The sequence below is a fragment of the Geodermatophilus sp. SMS 5-13 genome (genome assembly GCF_059428245.1).
Genome location: NZ_CP165729.1, coordinates 101,006 through 117,788 on the forward strand (window position 1 = coordinate 101,006; position 16,783 = coordinate 117,788).

A 16,783-nucleotide genomic window follows, 5' to 3' on the forward strand; every position below is an offset into this window, starting at 1 on the left:
TAGACGACGCAGTCGACCACCTCGACCTTGGTCATGTCCCCTCCACGGGATGGGCCTGCGCCGCGGCGGCGGTGGCCGCGCGCAGCACCTCCTTCACCGGCAGTTGCAGCTCCCGTGCCAGCGCGGCGACGTCCTCGTACTCGACGCTGACGTTGACCGCCCGTCCGTCGGCGTGGGCGATCTTGACGCCGACCGACCCGCCGAGCACCTCGACCCACGCCGTCGTCCGCTCCAGCGCCACCTTGCCGACCGGTACGACGCGCAACCCGATCGTCGACGTCGTGGCGAACACGGCCGCCTGCACCGCCGGGACGGCGGAGGGCGGGCACAGCGCGCTGAGCTGCTGCGCCGGGCGGCCCTTCTTCATGACGATCGGGGTGAGCCAGGCGTCCGACGCGCCCGCCGCGAACAGGGCGTCGAGGACGCCGGGCCACAGCCGCGGGTCGAGGTCGTCGACGTTGGCCTCGAGCACCACCTGCCCCGACGGCGCGGTCGAGGGCTCGCCGAGCACCAGGCGGACGACGTTGGGCAGCTGCTCGGGGTCCCGGCCGCCGGCGCCGTAGCCGGTCCGCGCGACCCGCATCGGCGGCAGCGTCGTCCACTCGTCGACGAGCTCGGCCAGCAGCGCCGCGCCGGTGGGCGTGCACATCTCGGCCGGCACCGGGCCGGCCACGACCGGCACGCCGGACAGCAGCTCGAGCACCGCCGGCGCGGGCACCGGGACGACGCCGTGCGCGCCGCGGGCCGAGCCGCTGCCCAGCGCCACCGGGGAGGCGGCGAGCCGGGCGAGCCCCAGGTGCGCGAAGCCGGCGACCACGCCGACCACGTCGGCCAGCGCGTCCAGGGCGCCGACCTCGTGGAAGTGCACGTCCTCGGGGTCGGTCCGGTGCACCCGCCCCTCGGCCTCGGCCAGCCGGCGGAAGACGGCGAGCGCCCGGTCGCGGACGCCCTCGGCCAGGTCCGCCGCCGCGAGGATCGCCCGGACGTCGGACCAGGTGCGGTGGGTCGTCGTCTCGGGAGCGCTCACGTGCACGCGGGTGGCGCCGAGGCCGTGCCGGAAGACCTGCTCGGTGCTCAGCTCGATCCGCTCGACACCGAGGGCGGCCACGGTGCGGGCGGGGACCTCGAGCGGCACGCCGGCGTCGACGAGCGCGCCGAGCAGCATGTCGCCGCTCGCGCCCGCCTGCAGGTCCAACCACCCGAAGGTCACCGGGTGATCATGCCTGTCGCCGGGGAGCAGTTACGGCCGGCTGGTCCGCCGTGCGATCCGGGCCGCGAAGACGCCGGCCGACCAGCCGTCGTCCACGGTGCTGACGACGACGCCCGGCGTCGGCGTGCTGACCATGGTGAGCAGCGCGCCGAGCCCGGCGAAGCTGCCCGACTGCCCGCTCGACGTCGGCACGGCGACCACGGGGACGTCGGTCGCGGCGGCGACCCGGCCGGGCAGGGCGGCGTCCGGTCCGGCGACCACGACCACGCAGTCCGCACCGTCGAGCGAGCCGTCGTCCTCGATGCGGGCCACCTCGGTGCCGGTCACGCGGGCGACGAAGGCCGCCTCCGCCGCCACCGCCGCGTCGGCGTCGGCCCCGCCGAGGACGGCCACGCGGCCGACCGGCTCGGGCAGCGGACCGACGGCGGCGGCCATCGCCGCGGCGTCCAGCGCCGTGCCGGCGTCGTGCTCGGCGGCCAGCGCCACCAGGGTCTCGGGGGCCGCCCGCAGGACCAGCACCGGCCGCTCGGGGTCCGCCAGGCGCGCCTCGCGGACCAGCGCCAGCACCTGCTCGGTGCTGCGCCCGGCGCCCCGGACGACCTCGGGCTCCGGCGCCGCGACGGCCTCGGGCACGCGCGCCGGGAGGCGGTCGGGCAGCGGGCCCAGCAGCGGGTCCGCCCGGCCGCCGAGCCCGAGCGGCGGGTCCACCGGCACCGGCCCGTCGACGAGCAGGGCGGCGAAGCCGTGGGCCGGCGGCACGGCGGCGAGCGAGGCGTGGTCCGCCGGGGCCTCGTCGACCGGGGCGTCGTCCTCCGGCGGGACGGCGGGGCTGAACAGGCTGTCGGCCCGCGTCTGGGTGACCGCGGAGAGCCGGACGACGCGGTCGCGGCCGCTGCGCTTGGCGTCGTACAGGACGCCGTCGGCCGCGGCGAACAGCGTGCGCCGGTCGTCGCCGCGGGCGGCCGAGGCGATGCCCACGCTGATCGTCACCGGCCGGTCGAGGCCGATCTCCGACCAGTCGTAGGAGGCGATCGCCCGGCGGATCCGCTCGAGCGCGTGCTCGGCCTGCTCGGCGGTGGTGTCGGGGAGCAGGATCACGAACTCGTCGCCGGCCCAGCGGCACACCTCGTCGGTGTCGCGGACGCCGTCGACCAGCAGCTCGGCGACGACCCGCAGCACGGCGTCCCCGCCCGGGTGGCCGACGGCGTCGTTGATCGACTTGAAGTGGTCGACGTCGACGACGGCGAGCCCAGGCGCCGACCCGGCCGAGAGCAGGCCGTCGAGGCGCGCCTCGGCGTAGCGCCGGTTGGGCAGGTGGGTGAGCGGGTCCTCGTAGGCCTGGCGGCGCAGCTGGCCGGCCGCGCGCTCGGTCTCCAGCAGGCTCTTGCGGCGGCCGAACAGCTCGACCCAGCGGGTCCGCCGCTCGTCGACCCGGTCCAGCTCGTCGGAGATGTAGGCCTGCAGGTAGGGCAGCGCCCGCCCGGCGTCGTCGAGCTCGGAGTGCAGCGTGCAGAGCTCCCGCAGCGCGGCACGGCGCACCCGGGGCAGGCCGTGCTCGGTGGCCAGCGCCAGGGCCTGGGTCAGGTGCTCGTCGGCCCCGCGGCCGTCGCCCTGCCGGCGCAGCGCGCGGCCGAGGGCGAGCTGCGCCGAGGAGAGCAGCGCGCGGTCGGCGGTGGCCGAGGTGATCCGGACGGCGGCGCGCAGCGGGCCGGTGGCGGCGGCGTGCTCGCCGAGGCCCACGAGCGCCCAGCCGTGCACCACCTGCGCGGCGACCACGCCGGCCTCGTCGGGCGGCAGCAGCTCCAGCGCGCGCTCGGCCATCCGGCGGCCCTCGGCGAAGTGCGGGGCGGCCGACTCGGGGGCGCCGTCGTCCAGGAGGCCCTCGCCCAGCTCGGCGCACAGCTCGCCGAGGCGGGTGGCGTGCGCGGCCACCAGCACCTCGGGCGGGCCGTCGTCGGCGGTCAGGGCTTCGGGGGCGGCGGCCGCGGCGACCGCCGTCTCGTGGGCGCGGCGCTGGTAGTCCAGGGCCAGCGGCATCAGCTCGAGGTCGGCCAGCACGCCGGCCAGCGTCGAGAGCGTGTCGACCAGCAGCGCGCTCGGCGGCAGCGCCGGATCGAGCAGGCTGGCCGCCTCGACCGCCTCGTCCATCGCCGCGTCGATCCGGCGGGAGAGCAGCTCGATGCGGGCGTGCCGGGCCAGGCCGGCGGCGCGCTGCAGGTCGTCGTCCGTCGCGTCGAAGGCGGCCTTGGCGGAGCGGACCAGCGCGATCGCCAGCGCGGCGCGGGAGGCGGACTCGGCGCGCGGGTCGGCCTCCCCGTCGGAGGAGCCGTCCTCGCCGGACCCCTCGATGAGCTCGGCGACGCCGGCGTGCAGGTCCAGCGCGGGCGCGGCCTCGGACGCCGGCCCCAGCGGGTCGCCGACCAGCGTGAACCCGGCGACGCGCAGCCGCCGGACCAGCAGCTCGGCGCGGAGGGTGTCGGCCCAGGCGCGGCCCAGGTCGGCCGGGCTCTCGGTCTCCGGGACCTCGTACGGGGAGGGATCGCGCTCGACGTCGGCGAGCAGCTCCTCGGCGTCGTCCAGCTGCCAGTTCGCCAGGGCAGCGGTCACCCGATGATGCAGGGCTCCGGGTGGCACGAGCGCACTGTGCACGTCGTCCCCACCGGTGTCGAGCACCGGTCGGGAGGCGCGCCGTCCCCCGTCCGTCCTGCCCCTTGCGTCCCAGGAGCCAGTGCCCCAGACGGTCATGCGGAGGCCTGCGGATCGGAGGAGGGCAGCATGCCACCCGGAGCCCGCACGCGGTTGCGGCCGCTCCGCTTGGCGGAGAACAGGTGCAGGTCGGCGGTGTCGAACAGCGCCCGCCAGCCGACCGTCCCGGTGGTCCCGCCCTCGCCGGCCGGCGCGGTCGCCACGCCGATGCTGACCGTCACCGGCCCGGCCAGCGGCAGGTCGGACCAGTCGGCGCCGGCCACGGCGGCCCGCAGCCGGTCCATGACGACGACGGCCTGCGCCTCGGTCGCGGTCGGGAGGACGACGAGGAACTCGTCCCCGGCCCACCGGTACACCTCGTCGCCGGTGCGGCTGTGCTCGCGCAGCAGGTCGGCGACCCGCTTGAGGACGGCGTCGCCGGAGAGGTGCGAGCCCTCGTCGTTGACCTCCTTGAACCGGTCGACGTCGACCACGGCCAGCGACAGCGGGGCCTCGGCGAGCTGCAGCGCGCCCAGCCGCCGCTCCGCGCTGCGCCGGTTGCCGAGCCCGGTGAGCGGGTCCTCGAGCGCGTGCCGGCGCAGCAGCGCCGCCTGCCGCTCGGCCTCCCGCAGGCGGCTGCGGCGGACGAACATCTCCGCCCACAGCTCGCGGCTGCGCGCCTGCGCCCGACCGGTGTCGGCGCGGTAGGCCTCCAGCCAGTGCAGCGCCTCGGCGGGGCGGCCCAGCGCGGCGCTGGCCTGGCCCAGCTCGAGCAGGCAGTGCCGGTACCGGCGACGGTCGCCCGCGGCGGCGAACGCGCCGGAGGCGTCGACCAGCAGGTCGATGGCCTGCTCCCCGAGCGACGGCTTGCTGTCCCGCGCGGCCAGCAGCACGAGCAGGCGGGCCAGGGCGAGGTCGGCGTACCCGCGCAGCCACACACCGCCGTCGGCCTGCACCCGCCGGTGCGCGCTGCGCAGGGGGCCGAGGGCGTCGTCGAGGGCGTCGCGGCAGGTCAGCGCCCACGACTGGACGACGTCGAGCAGCAGGCCGTCGGCGTCCTCGGGGTCGTGGCCCAGGGCTCGCGCGGCGGTGGCGCAGTCGATCGCGGTGCGGGCGAGCTCCCGCGAGCGGTCGATCTCGCCGCGCCGGCGCAGCGTCTGCGCCAGCTCGGCGTGCTGCTGGGCGGTGAGCATCAGCAGGCGCCACTGGTCGGCGAGGTCGGGCAGCTGCAGGGCCACCCCGTGCCCCCGGAGGGCGTGGGCGACGGAGAGCTCCTCGAGGTCGAGCGCCGTGAGGGTGCGGGAGAGCCAGAAGTGCGCCCGGAGCAGGGCGCGGCTGGGGGCCGGGCCTGGGGAGCCCTCCGTCAGGAGGCTGGCGTCGATCGCCAGCAGCATCGCCGCGTCGAAGCGGTCGGCCGTCACCTCGACGTGCGCGAGATGGGCCAGCGCCAGCGCGGTGTCGGCGGACGGCGGGCACTTGTCGAGCGCCTCGCGGGCGGCGGCGGCCTCCTCGACCGCGGCCTCCGGCGCCGACTCGAGCAGGGCCCGGCGCGCGGCCAGGATGTGCCGCCAGGCGCCCCACTTCGGCGCGGGCGCCGTGGCGAGAGCGGGCTCGGTGTGGTCGAGGCCGGCGAGGAACGTGGCGACGTCCTGGCGGTCGGTCGCGGCCAGCAGGCGCCACAGCGCAGCGTCGAGGTCACTGTCGGTGACCTGGACCGGGCCGGGCGTCACGCATCCCTCCACTCGACGGGGCGGTCCGGCCAGGGTGGCCGGCTCTGCCAGGCAGCGGGGCAGCTCCTCCCGGGCGGGGCGTCCACCCCGTCGCGACCGCACTACCCTCGCCGGGTGCCCGGAACGCCTCCCAGCATCCCCCCGACGCGGTTCGCCTATCTCGGCCCCGAGGGTACCTTCGCCGAAGCGGCACTGAGCAGGGCCGTTGCCGCGTCCGAGGGACGGCGCGACCCCCAGCCGAGCGTTGCCGCCGCGCTCGCCGCCGTCCGGGCGGGGGACGCCGACGCCGCGCTGGTGCCGATGGAGAACTCCGTCGAGGGCTCGGTGCCCGCGACGATGGACGGCCTGGCCTACGGCGACCCGCTGGTCATCACCCGCGAGGTGTTCCTCCCCGTGTCGATGACCCTGGTCGCCCGGCAGGGGACGACGCTGGCCGACGTCCGCTCGCTGGCCAGCCATCCGCACGCGATCGCCCAGTCGGCGCGCTGGCTCGCCGACCGGCTGCCCGGGGTGACGCCGCTGCCGACGACGTCGACCGCCGCCGCCGCCCGGGCCGTCGCCGAGGGTGAGTTCGACGCCGCCGTCTGCGCCCCGATCGCGGCCGAGCGCTACGGCCTGGCGACCCTGGTCGAGGACATCTCCGACCACCCGGGCGCGGTCACCCGCTTCGTGCTGGTCACGCTCCCCGGCACGCTGCCCGAGCCGACCGGCAACGACAAGACGTCGCTGGTCGCGGTCGTCGGCGACCGCACCGGCGCGCTGCTGGAGCTGCTGCGCGAGTTCGCCGTCCGGGACATCAGCCTGACCCGCATCGAGTCGCGGCCGCGCCGGGAGCGGCTGGGCGTCTACTCGTTCTCGCTCGACTGCGAGGGGCACGTGCTCGACCGGCGGGTGGGGGAGGCGCTCGCCGCGCTGCACCGGGTGTGCGACGACGTCCGGTTCCTCGGCTCGTACCCGCGCGCCGACGACCGGCAGAACAGGCCGGTCGCCGAGACCGCCGACGACGCCGCGTTCGCCGAGGCGGAGGGCTGGCTGGCCAAGGTCCGCGAGGGCACCGCCTGATTCAGACGGGCGCCGGCTCCGGCTCGGGCTCCTTGCCGCGCGCCCGCGGACGGGACAGCGCGCTCGGCCACCAGGTCCGGTCGCCGAGCAGCGCGACCGCGGCCGGGACGACCAGCGAGCGGACGACGAGGGTGTCGAGCAGGACGCCGAACCCGACGAGGAACGCCATCTGCGCGAGGAACAGCAGCGGCAGCACCGACAGTGCGCCGAACGTGGCCGCGAGCACCAGGCCGGCGCTGGTGATCACCCCGCCGGTGACGGCCAGCGCCCGCAGGACGCCGTCCCGGGTGCCGTGCCGCTGCGACTCCTCGCGGGCGCGGGTCATCAGGAAGATGTTGTAGTCGATGCCCAGGGCGACCAGGAACACGAAGGCGATCAGCAGGATGCCGGGATCGCTGCCGGGGAAGTCGAAGACGTGCTCGAACATCAGCGCCGCGACGCCGGCGGTGGCCAGGACGCTGAGGACGACGGTCGCGACCAGCAGCAGCGGCGCCGCGAGCGAGCGCAGCAGCAGGGCCAGGACGACGGTGATCACGATGAGCACCGCCGGGACGATGATCCGCAGGTCGCGGGCGGCGCTCTCGCGGGCGTCGAGGTTGGCCGCGGTGTCGCCGCCGACGAGGGCCGCGGGATCCGCAGCGTCCAGCTCCGTGCGCAGTGACTGGACCGTCTCGATCGCCGCGACGCTGTCCGGGGCGACGGCCAGCGTGGCGTCGAGCCACACCATGCCGTCGACGACCTTCGGCCCGGCGAGCGGCAGCGGGGGCAGGCCGGTGAACGGGGTGACCGAGGCGACGCCGTCCGTGCCGGCCGCGGCCTCGGCGACCTGCTGCCAGGTGTCCTCCGGGGTGATGATCACCGCCGGGCTGGCGACGCCGGCCTCGTAGTGCCGCTCGAGCGCCTCCTGACCGGCGACGCCGTTGGACTCGCCGCGGATCGCGTCGGAGAAGGTGATCCCGGCGGCGTCGTAGGTCGGCGCGAAGACCGCGGCGGCGAGCAGCCCCAGCGTGCTGATCGCCAGCACCCGGCGCGGACGGCGGCCGACGAGCGCGGCCACCCGCTGCCAGCCCCCGCCGTGCTTCGGCTCGACGCCGTACCGCGGCCGGAAGGGCCAGAACGCGGCGCGGCCGAGGAGGACCAGCGCGGCCGGCAGGAACGTGAGCGCGCCGAGGACGGCGAAGACGACGCTGACCGCCGAGATCGGGCCGAGGCCGCGGGTCGAGCCGAGGTCGGAGAACAGCAGGCACAGCACGCCGAGGACGACCGTGGCCCCGGAGGCGACGATCGGCTCCCACGCGCGGTGCAGCGCGATGCGCATCGCCGTGTACTTCGACTGCTCCCGGCGCAGTTCCTCGCGGAAGCGGGAGACCAGCAGCAGGCCGTAGTCGGTGGCCGCGCCGACGACGAGGACCGCCGCGATGCCCTGGCTCTGGCCGTTCACCGTGATGACGCCGCCGTCGGCGAGCAGGTAGGCCACGGCCTCGGCGGCGACGAGCGCGAGGCCGACCGTGCCGAGGACCAGCAGCGGCAGCAGCGGGCTGCGGTACACCACCAGCAGGATGACCAGCACGATGCCGAACGCGGCGACCAGCAGGACGCCGTCGATGCCGACGAAGGAGTTGGCGAAGTCGGCGAAGATGCCGCCCGGGCCGGTGACGTAGCTGTCGGTCCCCTCGACCGGGATCGCGGCGCGGAGGTCGGCCACCAGGGTGACGAGCCGGTCGCCGAGGTCGGGGGTCAGCGGAAGGAAGACCTGCACCGCCTCGCCGTCCTCCGAGGGGATGGGCGGTGAGACGTCCCCGGCCAGGCCGCCGGCATCCTCGGCGATCCGGGTCGCCTCCTGCACCCGGTCGGTGATCTCGCCGAGCGTCCGCTCGTCGATGGGCTGATCGCTCTCCCACAGCAGCAGGGCGGGGATCGACTGGACCGGCTGGAAGCCCCGCTGCAGCTCGAGCACCTGGGTCGACTCGGCGCTGTCGGGCAGGAACGCGGCGGTGTCGTTCTCCTGCAGGTCGGAGAGCCCGGCCTGCAGGCTCGCCAGCGGGCCGGCGGCGCCCAGCCAGGCCAGGACGACGAGGGCCGGGAGCAGCCAGCGGAGCCGTTGCATGGTGAGAATGTCCCTCGACGTCCGATAATCTCGACGATCGAGAGATTAGGGCGGGTGCGGGCGGTGGGCAATTGGGGGGTTCCGGTGGATGCTGCGGCGCGGCAGGAGCTGGGCCTGATGCTGCGCCGGCTCACCGTCGAGCTGGACGCGGTCGGGCAGCGGTTCGCCGATCTGCACGGGCTCAACCGCACCGACGTCCGCGCGCTGGTCGCGATCATGGACGCCGCGCGTGCGGGCCGGCCGATGACCGCCGGCGGCCTCGGTGCCGCCGTGGAGCTCAGCTCGGCGTCGGTGACCGCGCTGGTCGACCGGCTGGAGCGGGTCGGGCACCTGCGCCGGGTACGTGACGAGGCCGACCGCCGGCGGGTGGTGCTGGAGATGTCGCCCACCGCGATGGCGGCCGGCGCGGAGTTCTTCGGCGGCCTGCAGCGCGATCTGATGGCGGCGATGGCGGGCTACTCGGACGAGGAGCTCGCCGTCGTCCGCCGGTTCCTGGAGGAGATGACCGACGTGATCGTGCGGCACCAGAAGGCGGACTAGAGGTAGAGGCCGGTCTGCTCCTCGATGCGCTCGGCCGCGACGGCGTGCACGTCGCGCTCGCGCAGGATGATCAGGTCCTCGCCGTGCACCTCGACCTCGTGCTGGTCGTCGGGGGAGAAGAGCACCTGGTCGCCGACCTTGACCTGGCGGACGTTGGCGCCGACGCCGCGCGCCTCGCCCCACACCAGCCGCTTGGCCACCTGCGCGGTCGCCGGGATGAGGATGCCCCCGGTGGATCGCCGGTCGCCGTCCTCCTTGCGCAGCGCGACCAGGATGCGGTCGTGCAGCATCTTGATCGGCAGCTTCCCTGCGGTCTCGGGCACGCGATCACGGTACCCAGTGCCGCTGGAGCCCAGCGGCGGTCGGGCCCGCGCGTCACTCTCAGCCGGGGACGGTGCCGAGCTGCCGGGCGAGGCCGAGGTCGTCGAGCCGGCCCCAGCGCTCGACGATGTGGTCGCCCGAGATCCGCCAGATGTTGATGCCGCGGAGCACGAGCGGCTCCCCGGTGGCCGGCGCCCCCATGAGCTCCCCGCGGCGGGTGCCGCGGGCGGTGAAGCGCTCGACGACGACGTCGCCGTCCTCGACGAGCTGCTCGAGCTCGCTGTGCCAGTCGGGGCACGCCGTCCGGAACAGCTCGGCCGCCTGGCGCATGCCCTCCGGGCCGTCGGGAGCGCCCGCGTAGGGCGGATCGTGGTTGACGAAATGCGGGTCGAGGTAGCGGTCGGCCGCGGTGAGGTCGCCGCGGGAGAACAGGTCCTGGATGAACGCGTCGACGAGCCGCGCGTGGTGGGTGGCCGGCGCCGTGGTGGTGGTGGTCATGGCGGCAGCGTGGGCGCGGCGATCGGCCGGGACCATCCCACAGCGATGGGATGTCCGCGGGCCTCCCAGGAGCGGACACTGCCTGGCATGCCGACGCGGGACGGCGTCCAGATGGCCGAGCGGGAGCTGCTGCGGGCCTGTGACAGCGGGCTGGACGTCGCCGCGCTGCACCGGCAGGTGCTGCATGCGCTGCGGCGGCTGCTCACGGTGGACGCGGCGTTCTTCGCCACCGCCGACCCCGACACGCTGCTGTTCACCGGCGCGTACGCCGAGGCGCCGCTCGGCGCCGCCACCGAGGTCTTCCTGGAGAACGAGCTCGGTGGCTCGGACGTGAACCGGTTCGCCGCGCTGGCCACCTCGGCGGTGCCCGTGGCCTCGCTCGACGGCGCGACCCGGTTCGACCGGTGGGCCAGTCCCCGGTACCGGGACATCATGCGACCGCTCGGGCTGGGCGACGAGCTGCGCGTGGCGCTCGTGGCGGACGGGCGGTGCTGGGGTTTCCTCTGCCTGCACCGCGAGGACGCGCAGCTCGGCTTCGCGCCGGCCGAGATCGACCGGATCGCCCGGCTGGCGCCGCGGATCGCCCGGGGGCTGCGGGGCGCGGCCCTGCTGGCGGCGTCCTCGACCACCCCGGTGGAGTCGGCGCCCGGCGTCGTGGTCCTCTCCGAGAGCCTCGAGATCCTGGCGAGCACCCCGGAGGCCGACCACCTGCTGTCGCTGCTCCCGGGTGCCGGGCGCGCGAGGTCCTGGCCGCCCCTCGTCGTCCGCACGGTCGCCCGGGCGCTGCAGGCGGCCGAGCGGGAGGGGCCCGGCCCGGCGCCGGTGCCGAGCGTGCGGCTGCGGACGGCGACCGGGGGCTGGCTCGTCGCGCACGCGTCCTGGCTGTCCGAGCCGACCGGGGAACCGCGGATCTCCGTCGTCCTCGCGCCGGCCCGGCCCGCCGACACCGTGCCGCTGCTGCTGGCGGCGCACGGCCTCACCCCGCGGGAGGCGGACGTCGCGCGGCTGGTGCTGCGCGGCGCCTCGACGGCGGCGATCGTCGACGCGCTGCACATCTCGCGCTACACGGTGCAGGACCACCTGCGGGCGGTGTTCGACAAGGTCGGCGTCCGCAGCCGGCGCGACCTGGCCGGGCGCCTGCTCGGCGGAGCCTGACCGCTCACCCCCAGCCGAGCTCGTGCAGCCGGGCGTCGTCGATGCCGAAGTGGTGGGCGATCTCGTGGACAACGGTGATGGTGACCTCGTCGACCACCTCGTCCTCGGTCTCGCAGATGTCGCAGATCGCCTCGCGGTAGATCATGATCCGGTCCGGCAGGGCCCCGCCGTAGTGCCAGCCGCGCTCGGTGAGCGCGTACCCCTCGTAGAGGCCGAGCAGGTCCGGCTCTTCCTCGTTGCGGTCCTCGACCAGGACGACGACGTTGTCGAGCAGCGCCATCAGCTCGGGCGGCACCTCGTCGAGGGCGTCGGCGACCAGCTCCTCGAACTGCGTCAGCGGGAGCGGCTTCACCAGCTGGTCGGCAGCGGCCGGCCCTCCTCGTAGCCGGCCGCGCTCTGCACCCCCAGAACCGCGCGCTCGTGCAGCTGGTCGACGGTCCGGGCGCCGGCGTAGGTGCACGACGAGCGCACCCCGGCGACGATGCCGTCGATCAGGTCCTCCACGCCCGGCCGCTCCGGGTCCAGGTACATCCGGGAGGAACTGATGCCCTCCTCGAACAGCCCCGCGCGGGCCCGCTCGAAGCCGGACTGGGCCGACGTCCGCGCCTTGACCGCGCGGGCCGAGGCCATGCCGAACGACTCCTTGTACAGCCGGCCGGTGCCGTCGCTGGCCATGTCGCCGGCGCTCTCGTAGGTGCCGGCGAACCACGAGCCGACCATCACGTTCGCCGCGCCGGCGGCCAGCGCGAGGCCGACGTCGCGGGGATGCCGTACGCCACCGTCGGCCCAGACGTGCTTGCCGAGCTCACGCGCCGCCGCGGCGCACTCCTCGACGGCGGAGAACTGCGGCCGCCCGACGCCGGTCATCATCCGGGTCGTGCACATGGCGCCGGGGCCGACGCCGACCTTGACGACGTCCGCGCCCGCCTCGATCAGGTCGCGAGTGCCCTCGGCGGTCACCACGTTGCCGGCGACGACCGGGGTGTTGCCCGCCACCGAGCGCACCGTGCGGACCGCCTCGACCGCCTTCTCCTGGTGGCCGTGCGCGGTGTCGACGACGAGGACGTCGACGCCGTAGGTCAGCAGCGCCTCGGCCTTGCCGCGCACGTCGCCGTTGATGCCGACCGCGGCGGAGGTGAGCAGCTGACCGCGGTCGTCGACGGCCGGCTGGTACAGCGCCGAGCGCAGCGCGCCCTTGCGGGTGATCACGCCGACCAGTCGGTCGCCCTCGACCACCGGCGCGGCGTTGACCCGCGCGTCGGTGAGGACGTCGAACACCTTGGGCAGGTCGGTGCCCGCCGGGACGGTGAGCGGGTCGGGCGACATGACCTGGGAGAGCTGGGTGAACCGGTCCACGCCCTGGCAGGCGCCGTCGGTGACCACACCGACGGGGACGCCGTCCTCGACCACCACGACGATGCCGTGCGCGCGCTTGGTGAGCAGCGACAGCGCCTCGGCCACCGTGGACGTCGGGCCCAGGGTGATCGCGGTGTCGTAGACCGGGTGGCGGGCCTTGATCCAGGTCAGCACCTCGCCCAGGACCTCGACGGGGATGTCCTGCGGAAGGACGGCGAGGCCGCCGCGGCGGGCGACGGTCTCGGCCATGCGCCGGCCGGCGATCGCGGTCATGTTGGCGACGACGATCGGGATCGTCGTGCCGACCCCGTCGGGCGTCGTGAGGTCGACCTCCAGCCGCGAGCCGACGGTCGAGTGGTTCGGGACCATGAAGACGTCGGCGTAGGTGAGGTCGTGCTGCGGCCGGTCGCCGAGGAAACGCATGCTTTCAGTGTCCCTGAAAATGGATCGTCAACCTGGTTGACGATATGGCGGCGCGGGTGCACTCTGCCGGCCATGGCTGTGATCCCTGCTCCTTCCGCGCCCACCCACGAGCTGGGCGGTGCCCGGTTCACCTCCCTCGCCACGCCGTCGCGTGGGTCCAGCGAGACGAGCGTCTGGCTGGTGGAGATCGCCCCCGGCACGGCCGGCACCCCGCACCGGCTGACGCGGGAGGAGGTGTTCGTCGTGCTGTCCGGTCGCGCCGAGGTCAGCATCGACGGCGAGGTGACCGGCGCCGAAGCCGGTGACGCGATCGTGGTGCCGGCCGCGGTGCCCTTCGCGCTGGCCCCGGTGGGGGAGGAGCTGCTGCGCGCGCTCTGCTGCCTGCCGGTCGGCGGCCAGGGACAGCTTGCGGAGGGCGAGCCGTTCACGCCGCCGTGGGCGGAGTGACCGAGCCGCCGGTGCCGCTGGCCCGGCTGTTCGCCATGGCCTACCGCCTGCTCGTCGACGGGCTGCACGAGCGGCTCCCAGAGCGGGGCTGGACCGACGTCCGTCCGGCGTTCGGGTTCCTGCTGCTCGCCCTGCGCGCCGGGCCGGTCTCGTTGCGGGACCTGCCAGGCGTGCTCGGCACGAGCAAGCAGGCGGTCTCCAAGCTCGTCGACGCGATGGTCGCGACGGGCTACGTCGAGCGCGCCGCCGATCCGGGTGATGCGCGTGCCAAGCGCGTGCAGCTCTCCCCGCGCGGGCGTGCCCTGCTCGGGGAGGTGGAGGACATCTGGACCGAGCTGGAGCAGGGCTGGGCCGCCGAGCTCGGCGACGACCGGATGGCCGGACTGCGGAGCGATCTGACGACACTCCTGCGCGCAGCGCACGGCGGCACCCTCCCTGCGGTCCGCACCGTGGGGGAGTGACTCGCCGGGGCGGGCCCGGTCAGCCGGCGCGGGCGAGCTCCGGGTCGTCGGCGGGTGGCCGGATCACCAGGATCTCGGTGCCGTCGCGGCGGTAGGTGTGCCAGCGTCCGCTGCTGTCTCGTTCGACGCGGAAGCCGTGGTGGGCCTGGGTGTGGTGCCGCTCGCACAGCAGCGCGGAGTTCTCCGCGGAGGTCTGGCCGCCGAAGAGCCAATGAACGACGTGATGAACCTCGCACCAGTGGGTCGGGGCATCGCAGCCGGCGAACACGCAGTGCTCGTCGCGGAGTTCGACGGCCTTGCGCAGGCCGGGGGTGACCAGCCGCTGGGCGCGGCCGAGATCGAGCGGTTCGCCGTCGACGGAGAGCAGGTAGCGGCGCAGCTCGGCGTCGCAGGCCAGCTGGCGGGCGCGGGCGGCGGAGAGGATCGCGCCGAACCCGGCCCGCGCGGCGCCCCTGCCGGTGGCCGGGTCGGCCAGGTCCTCGCTGTTCACCCGGACCGCGACCTGGGGCTTGACGGTGCGCAGCAGCGGCAGGGTGCCGCAGCCCAGGTGGATGTCGGCCAGCTGGACGAGGGCGTCGGCCTGCTGCTGGGGTCGGGTGCGCGCATCGCCGGCGGGCCGGTGGGCCTGCAGCAGCGACTCGATCGCGGCCTGCAGCTTCTCCATGCCCAGCGGGTCGAGGTGGAAGCGGCCGGTGCCCGAGCCGTCGGCGTGCTTGGCGAAGGACAGGAACCGTTCCTCGGTGGGATCGGGTTCGGGGCCGTCGGCGTCGAGGCGGGTGAGCACCTGGTGCACCAGCTTCACCAGGTCCTCGTGCGGCTGGGTGGCGGCGAAGCGGGCCAGCACCGCGGCGACCTCGGTCGGGTCGATGCCCTGGGCGGCGGCCAGCGCGACCGGCCGCGGCCCGGTGATCTTGGCGATCACCGACACCTGATCGGCGGTCAGCCCCCCGGCGGCGTGCGCGGCGGCGACGGCGGGCAGCTGCTCCAGCGCCCGCCCGGTGCGGACCACGCGCGACGCCGCCTTGCCGGAGAGGCGACAGTGCCCGCGCAGCCAGGACTGGGCCGTGGCCATCCCGTCCCCGGCGAACGCCCGCAGGCCGTCCGCGACGCGCACGGTGCGGGCCAGCTCGGCGTCGATCCGGTTCCGCAGGGCGACCAGATCGCGGGTGCGGTCCAGCAGCGCCGGGCCCTGGCCGTGGAGGTCCTCGGCCACGAGTGCGTCGAACTCCGACACGAGCGCGTCCACGAGCACCTCCTCCATGACTCGATCACCTGTTCGAAACACTATCTCTGATCGAAGCCCGCCGCGACCTGAATCCCCAGGTCAAAGCCGGTTTCCGCAGATCTCGACGGCCCCTTGCGCGCGGCCGCGCACGTGTGAACGCGGGCGCCGTCCCGGCGGCTCATTACGATCGGGTGGTGATCGACCTGCGACTCGTGCGTGAGGACCCCGACCGGGTCAAGGCCAGCCAGCGGGCCCGGGGTGCCGACGAGTCCCTGGTCGACGAGCTGCTGGCCGCCGACGAGGCGCGCCGGCAGGCGGTCAAGCGCGCCGACGACCTGCGCGCCGAGCAGAAGGCGGCCTCCCAGGCGGTCAAGAAGGCCACGCCGGACGAGCGCCCCGCCGTCCTGGAGCGGGCCAAGGCGCTCGCCGCCGAGGTCAAGGACGCCGAGGAGGCGCAGCGCGCCGCCGACGTGGCGCTGCGCCGGGTCCACCTCCAGATCCCCAACGTCGTCCACGACGACGTGCCGCCCGGCGGCGAGGACGACGCGGTGACGCTGCGCACCGTCGGCGAGATCCCCACCTACGACTTCCCGGTCAAGGACCACCTGGAGATCGGCGAGGCGCTCGGCGCGATCGACATCGAGCGCGGCGCCAAGGTCTCCGGCGCCCGCTTCTACTTCCTCACCGGCCCCGGCGCCCTGCTCGAGTTCGCCCTGGCCCAGTTCGCCGTCAGCCAGGCGGTGACCGCCGGCTTCACGCCCGTCGTCGCCCCCGCCCTGGTGCGGCCCGAGGCGATGGAGGGCACCGGATTCCTCGGTGCGCACGCCGAGGAGGTCTACAAGATCGAGCGCGACGACCTCTACCTCGTCGGGACGTCGGAGGTCGCGCTCGCCGGCATGCACATGAACGAGGTGCTCGACCTCCCCGCCGGCCCGCGCCGCTACGCCGGCTGGTCCTCCTGCTTCCGCCGCGAGGCCGGCTCCTACGGCAAGGACACCCGCGGGATCATCCGCGTGCACTGGTTCGACAAGGTCGAGATGTTCAGCTTCTGCCGTCCGGAGGAGGCCGCCGAGGAGCACCGTCGGCTGCTCGCCTGGGAGGAGGAGTTCCTCACCGCCCTCGAGCTGCCCTACCGCGTGGTCGACATCGCCGCCGGCGACCTGGGCACCAGCGCCGCCCGCAAGTTCGACATCGAGGCGTGGTTCCCGAGCCAGAACACCTACCGCGAGCTGACCAGCACCTCGGACTGCACGACCTTCCAGGCGCGGCGGCTCAACATCCGCTACCGCGGGGACGACGGCAAGCCGCAGCCCGCCGCGACGCTCAACGGCACCCTCTGCGCGATCGCCCGCACCATCGCCTGCCTGCTCGAGGTGCACCAGCGCGCCGACGGCTCGGTCCACGTGCCCAAGGCCCTGCGGCCGTGGCTGGGCGGCGCCGAGCTGCTCAGCCCCGGGATGACCCTGGCGGCGGCCGTCCCGCCGACCGCATGAGCCCGACTCCGCGCCCCGGTCCGCTCCTCGCTCGCAGAGCTCGCTGCGATGCTCCCGGAGCTGTCGTCGG

Annotated in this window: 15 protein-coding genes; 6 read left to right on the plus strand and 9 right to left on the minus strand. The window is 75.3% G+C overall.

The genetic code is table 11. The features are described from left to right. Window positions 1–31: 31 nt before the first annotated feature. The 3 genes from larC to AB3388_RS00480 form a co-directional block, all read right to left on the minus strand. The gene (larC, locus tag AB3388_RS00470; RefSeq protein ID WP_495408788.1) at window positions 32–1,210 is read right to left on the minus strand and encodes a nickel pincer cofactor biosynthesis protein LarC; all 1,179 of its coding nucleotides are present in this window, start codon (window positions 1,208–1,210) and stop codon (window positions 32–34) included. Between the two features lie 30 nt (window positions 1,211–1,240). Beyond that, window positions 1,241–3,817 (minus strand): diguanylate cyclase domain-containing protein, encoded by a 2,577-nt coding sequence (locus tag AB3388_RS00475; protein WP_495408789.1) that lies wholly within the window; start codon window positions 3,815–3,817, stop codon window positions 1,241–1,243. Between the two features lie 134 nt (window positions 3,818–3,951). Beyond that, window positions 3,952–5,625 (minus strand): GGDEF domain-containing protein, encoded by a 1,674-nt coding sequence (locus AB3388_RS00480; RefSeq protein ID WP_495408790.1) that lies wholly within the window; start codon window positions 5,623–5,625, stop codon window positions 3,952–3,954. 114 nt (window positions 5,626–5,739) lie between these two features. Between AB3388_RS00480 and pheA the strand changes: the two genes are divergently transcribed. Further along, complete coding sequence (pheA, locus tag AB3388_RS00485) at window positions 5,740–6,687, plus strand: prephenate dehydratase (protein ID WP_495408791.1); 948 nt, start codon at window positions 5,740–5,742, stop codon at window positions 6,685–6,687. 1 nt (window position 6,688) lies between these two features. Here pheA and AB3388_RS00490 read toward each other — a convergent pair whose 3' ends face one another. Next, window positions 6,689–8,794, minus strand: coding sequence for an MMPL family transporter (locus AB3388_RS00490; RefSeq protein ID WP_495408792.1), 2,106 nt, complete (start codon window positions 8,792–8,794; stop codon window positions 6,689–6,691). Between the two features lie 84 nt (window positions 8,795–8,878). Here AB3388_RS00490 and AB3388_RS00495 point away from each other — a divergent pair, with 84 nt between their 5' ends. Further along, the gene (locus tag AB3388_RS00495; protein WP_495408793.1) at window positions 8,879–9,334 is read left to right on the plus strand and encodes a MarR family winged helix-turn-helix transcriptional regulator; all 456 of its coding nucleotides are present in this window, start codon (window positions 8,879–8,881) and stop codon (window positions 9,332–9,334) included. Here the strand turns inward: AB3388_RS00495 and AB3388_RS00500 are convergent. Next, window positions 9,331–9,657: a GroES family chaperonin gene (locus AB3388_RS00500; protein WP_495408794.1), complete on the minus strand. Its 327-nt coding sequence runs from the start codon at window positions 9,655–9,657 to the stop codon at window positions 9,331–9,333. The two genes, AB3388_RS00495 and AB3388_RS00500, sit on opposite strands and share 4 nt — an antisense overlap. A 58-nt stretch (window positions 9,658–9,715) precedes the next feature. After that, entirely contained in the window at window positions 9,716–10,153 is a 438-nt protein-coding gene (locus AB3388_RS00505) for an ester cyclase (protein WP_495408795.1), read from the minus strand. Window positions 10,154–10,240: 87 nt separating this feature from the next. On the opposite strand from AB3388_RS00505, the gene AB3388_RS00510 reads away from it, so the two are divergent. Further along, a complete protein-coding gene (locus AB3388_RS00510; RefSeq protein WP_495408796.1) occupies window positions 10,241–11,308 on the plus strand; it encodes a helix-turn-helix transcriptional regulator in 1,068 nt (355 codons plus the stop codon). Window positions 11,309–11,312: 4 nt separating this feature from the next. On the opposite strand, the gene AB3388_RS00515 is transcribed toward AB3388_RS00510, so the two are convergent. Beyond that, a complete protein-coding gene (locus AB3388_RS00515; RefSeq protein ID WP_495408797.1) occupies window positions 11,313–11,660 on the minus strand; it encodes a metallopeptidase family protein in 348 nt (115 codons plus the stop codon). Further along, a complete protein-coding gene (locus AB3388_RS00520; RefSeq protein ID WP_495408798.1) occupies window positions 11,657–13,087 on the minus strand; it encodes a GuaB1 family IMP dehydrogenase-related protein in 1,431 nt (476 codons plus the stop codon). Before AB3388_RS00520 ends, AB3388_RS00515 begins: the two co-directional genes overlap by 4 nt. Window positions 13,088–13,159: 72 nt before the next feature. Between AB3388_RS00520 and AB3388_RS00525 the strand changes: the two genes are divergently transcribed. Then, window positions 13,160–13,534 (plus strand): cupin domain-containing protein, encoded by a 375-nt coding sequence (locus AB3388_RS00525; protein WP_495408799.1) that lies wholly within the window; start codon window positions 13,160–13,162, stop codon window positions 13,532–13,534. Further along, entirely contained in the window at window positions 13,531–13,995 is a 465-nt protein-coding gene (locus AB3388_RS00530) for a MarR family winged helix-turn-helix transcriptional regulator (RefSeq protein WP_495408800.1), read from the plus strand. The genes AB3388_RS00525 and AB3388_RS00530 overlap by 4 nt, the downstream gene beginning before the upstream one ends. A 19-nt stretch (window positions 13,996–14,014) precedes the next feature. Here AB3388_RS00530 and AB3388_RS00535 read toward each other — a convergent pair whose 3' ends face one another. Continuing rightward, a complete protein-coding gene (locus tag AB3388_RS00535) occupies window positions 14,015–15,256 on the minus strand; it encodes an HNH endonuclease signature motif containing protein (protein ID WP_495408801.1) in 1,242 nt (413 codons plus the stop codon). Between the two features lie 158 nt (window positions 15,257–15,414). Between AB3388_RS00535 and serS the strand changes: the two genes are divergently transcribed. Continuing rightward, entirely contained in the window at window positions 15,415–16,713 is a 1,299-nt protein-coding gene (gene serS / locus AB3388_RS00540) for a serine--tRNA ligase (RefSeq protein WP_495408802.1), read from the plus strand. Window positions 16,714–16,783 lie beyond the last annotated feature (70 nt).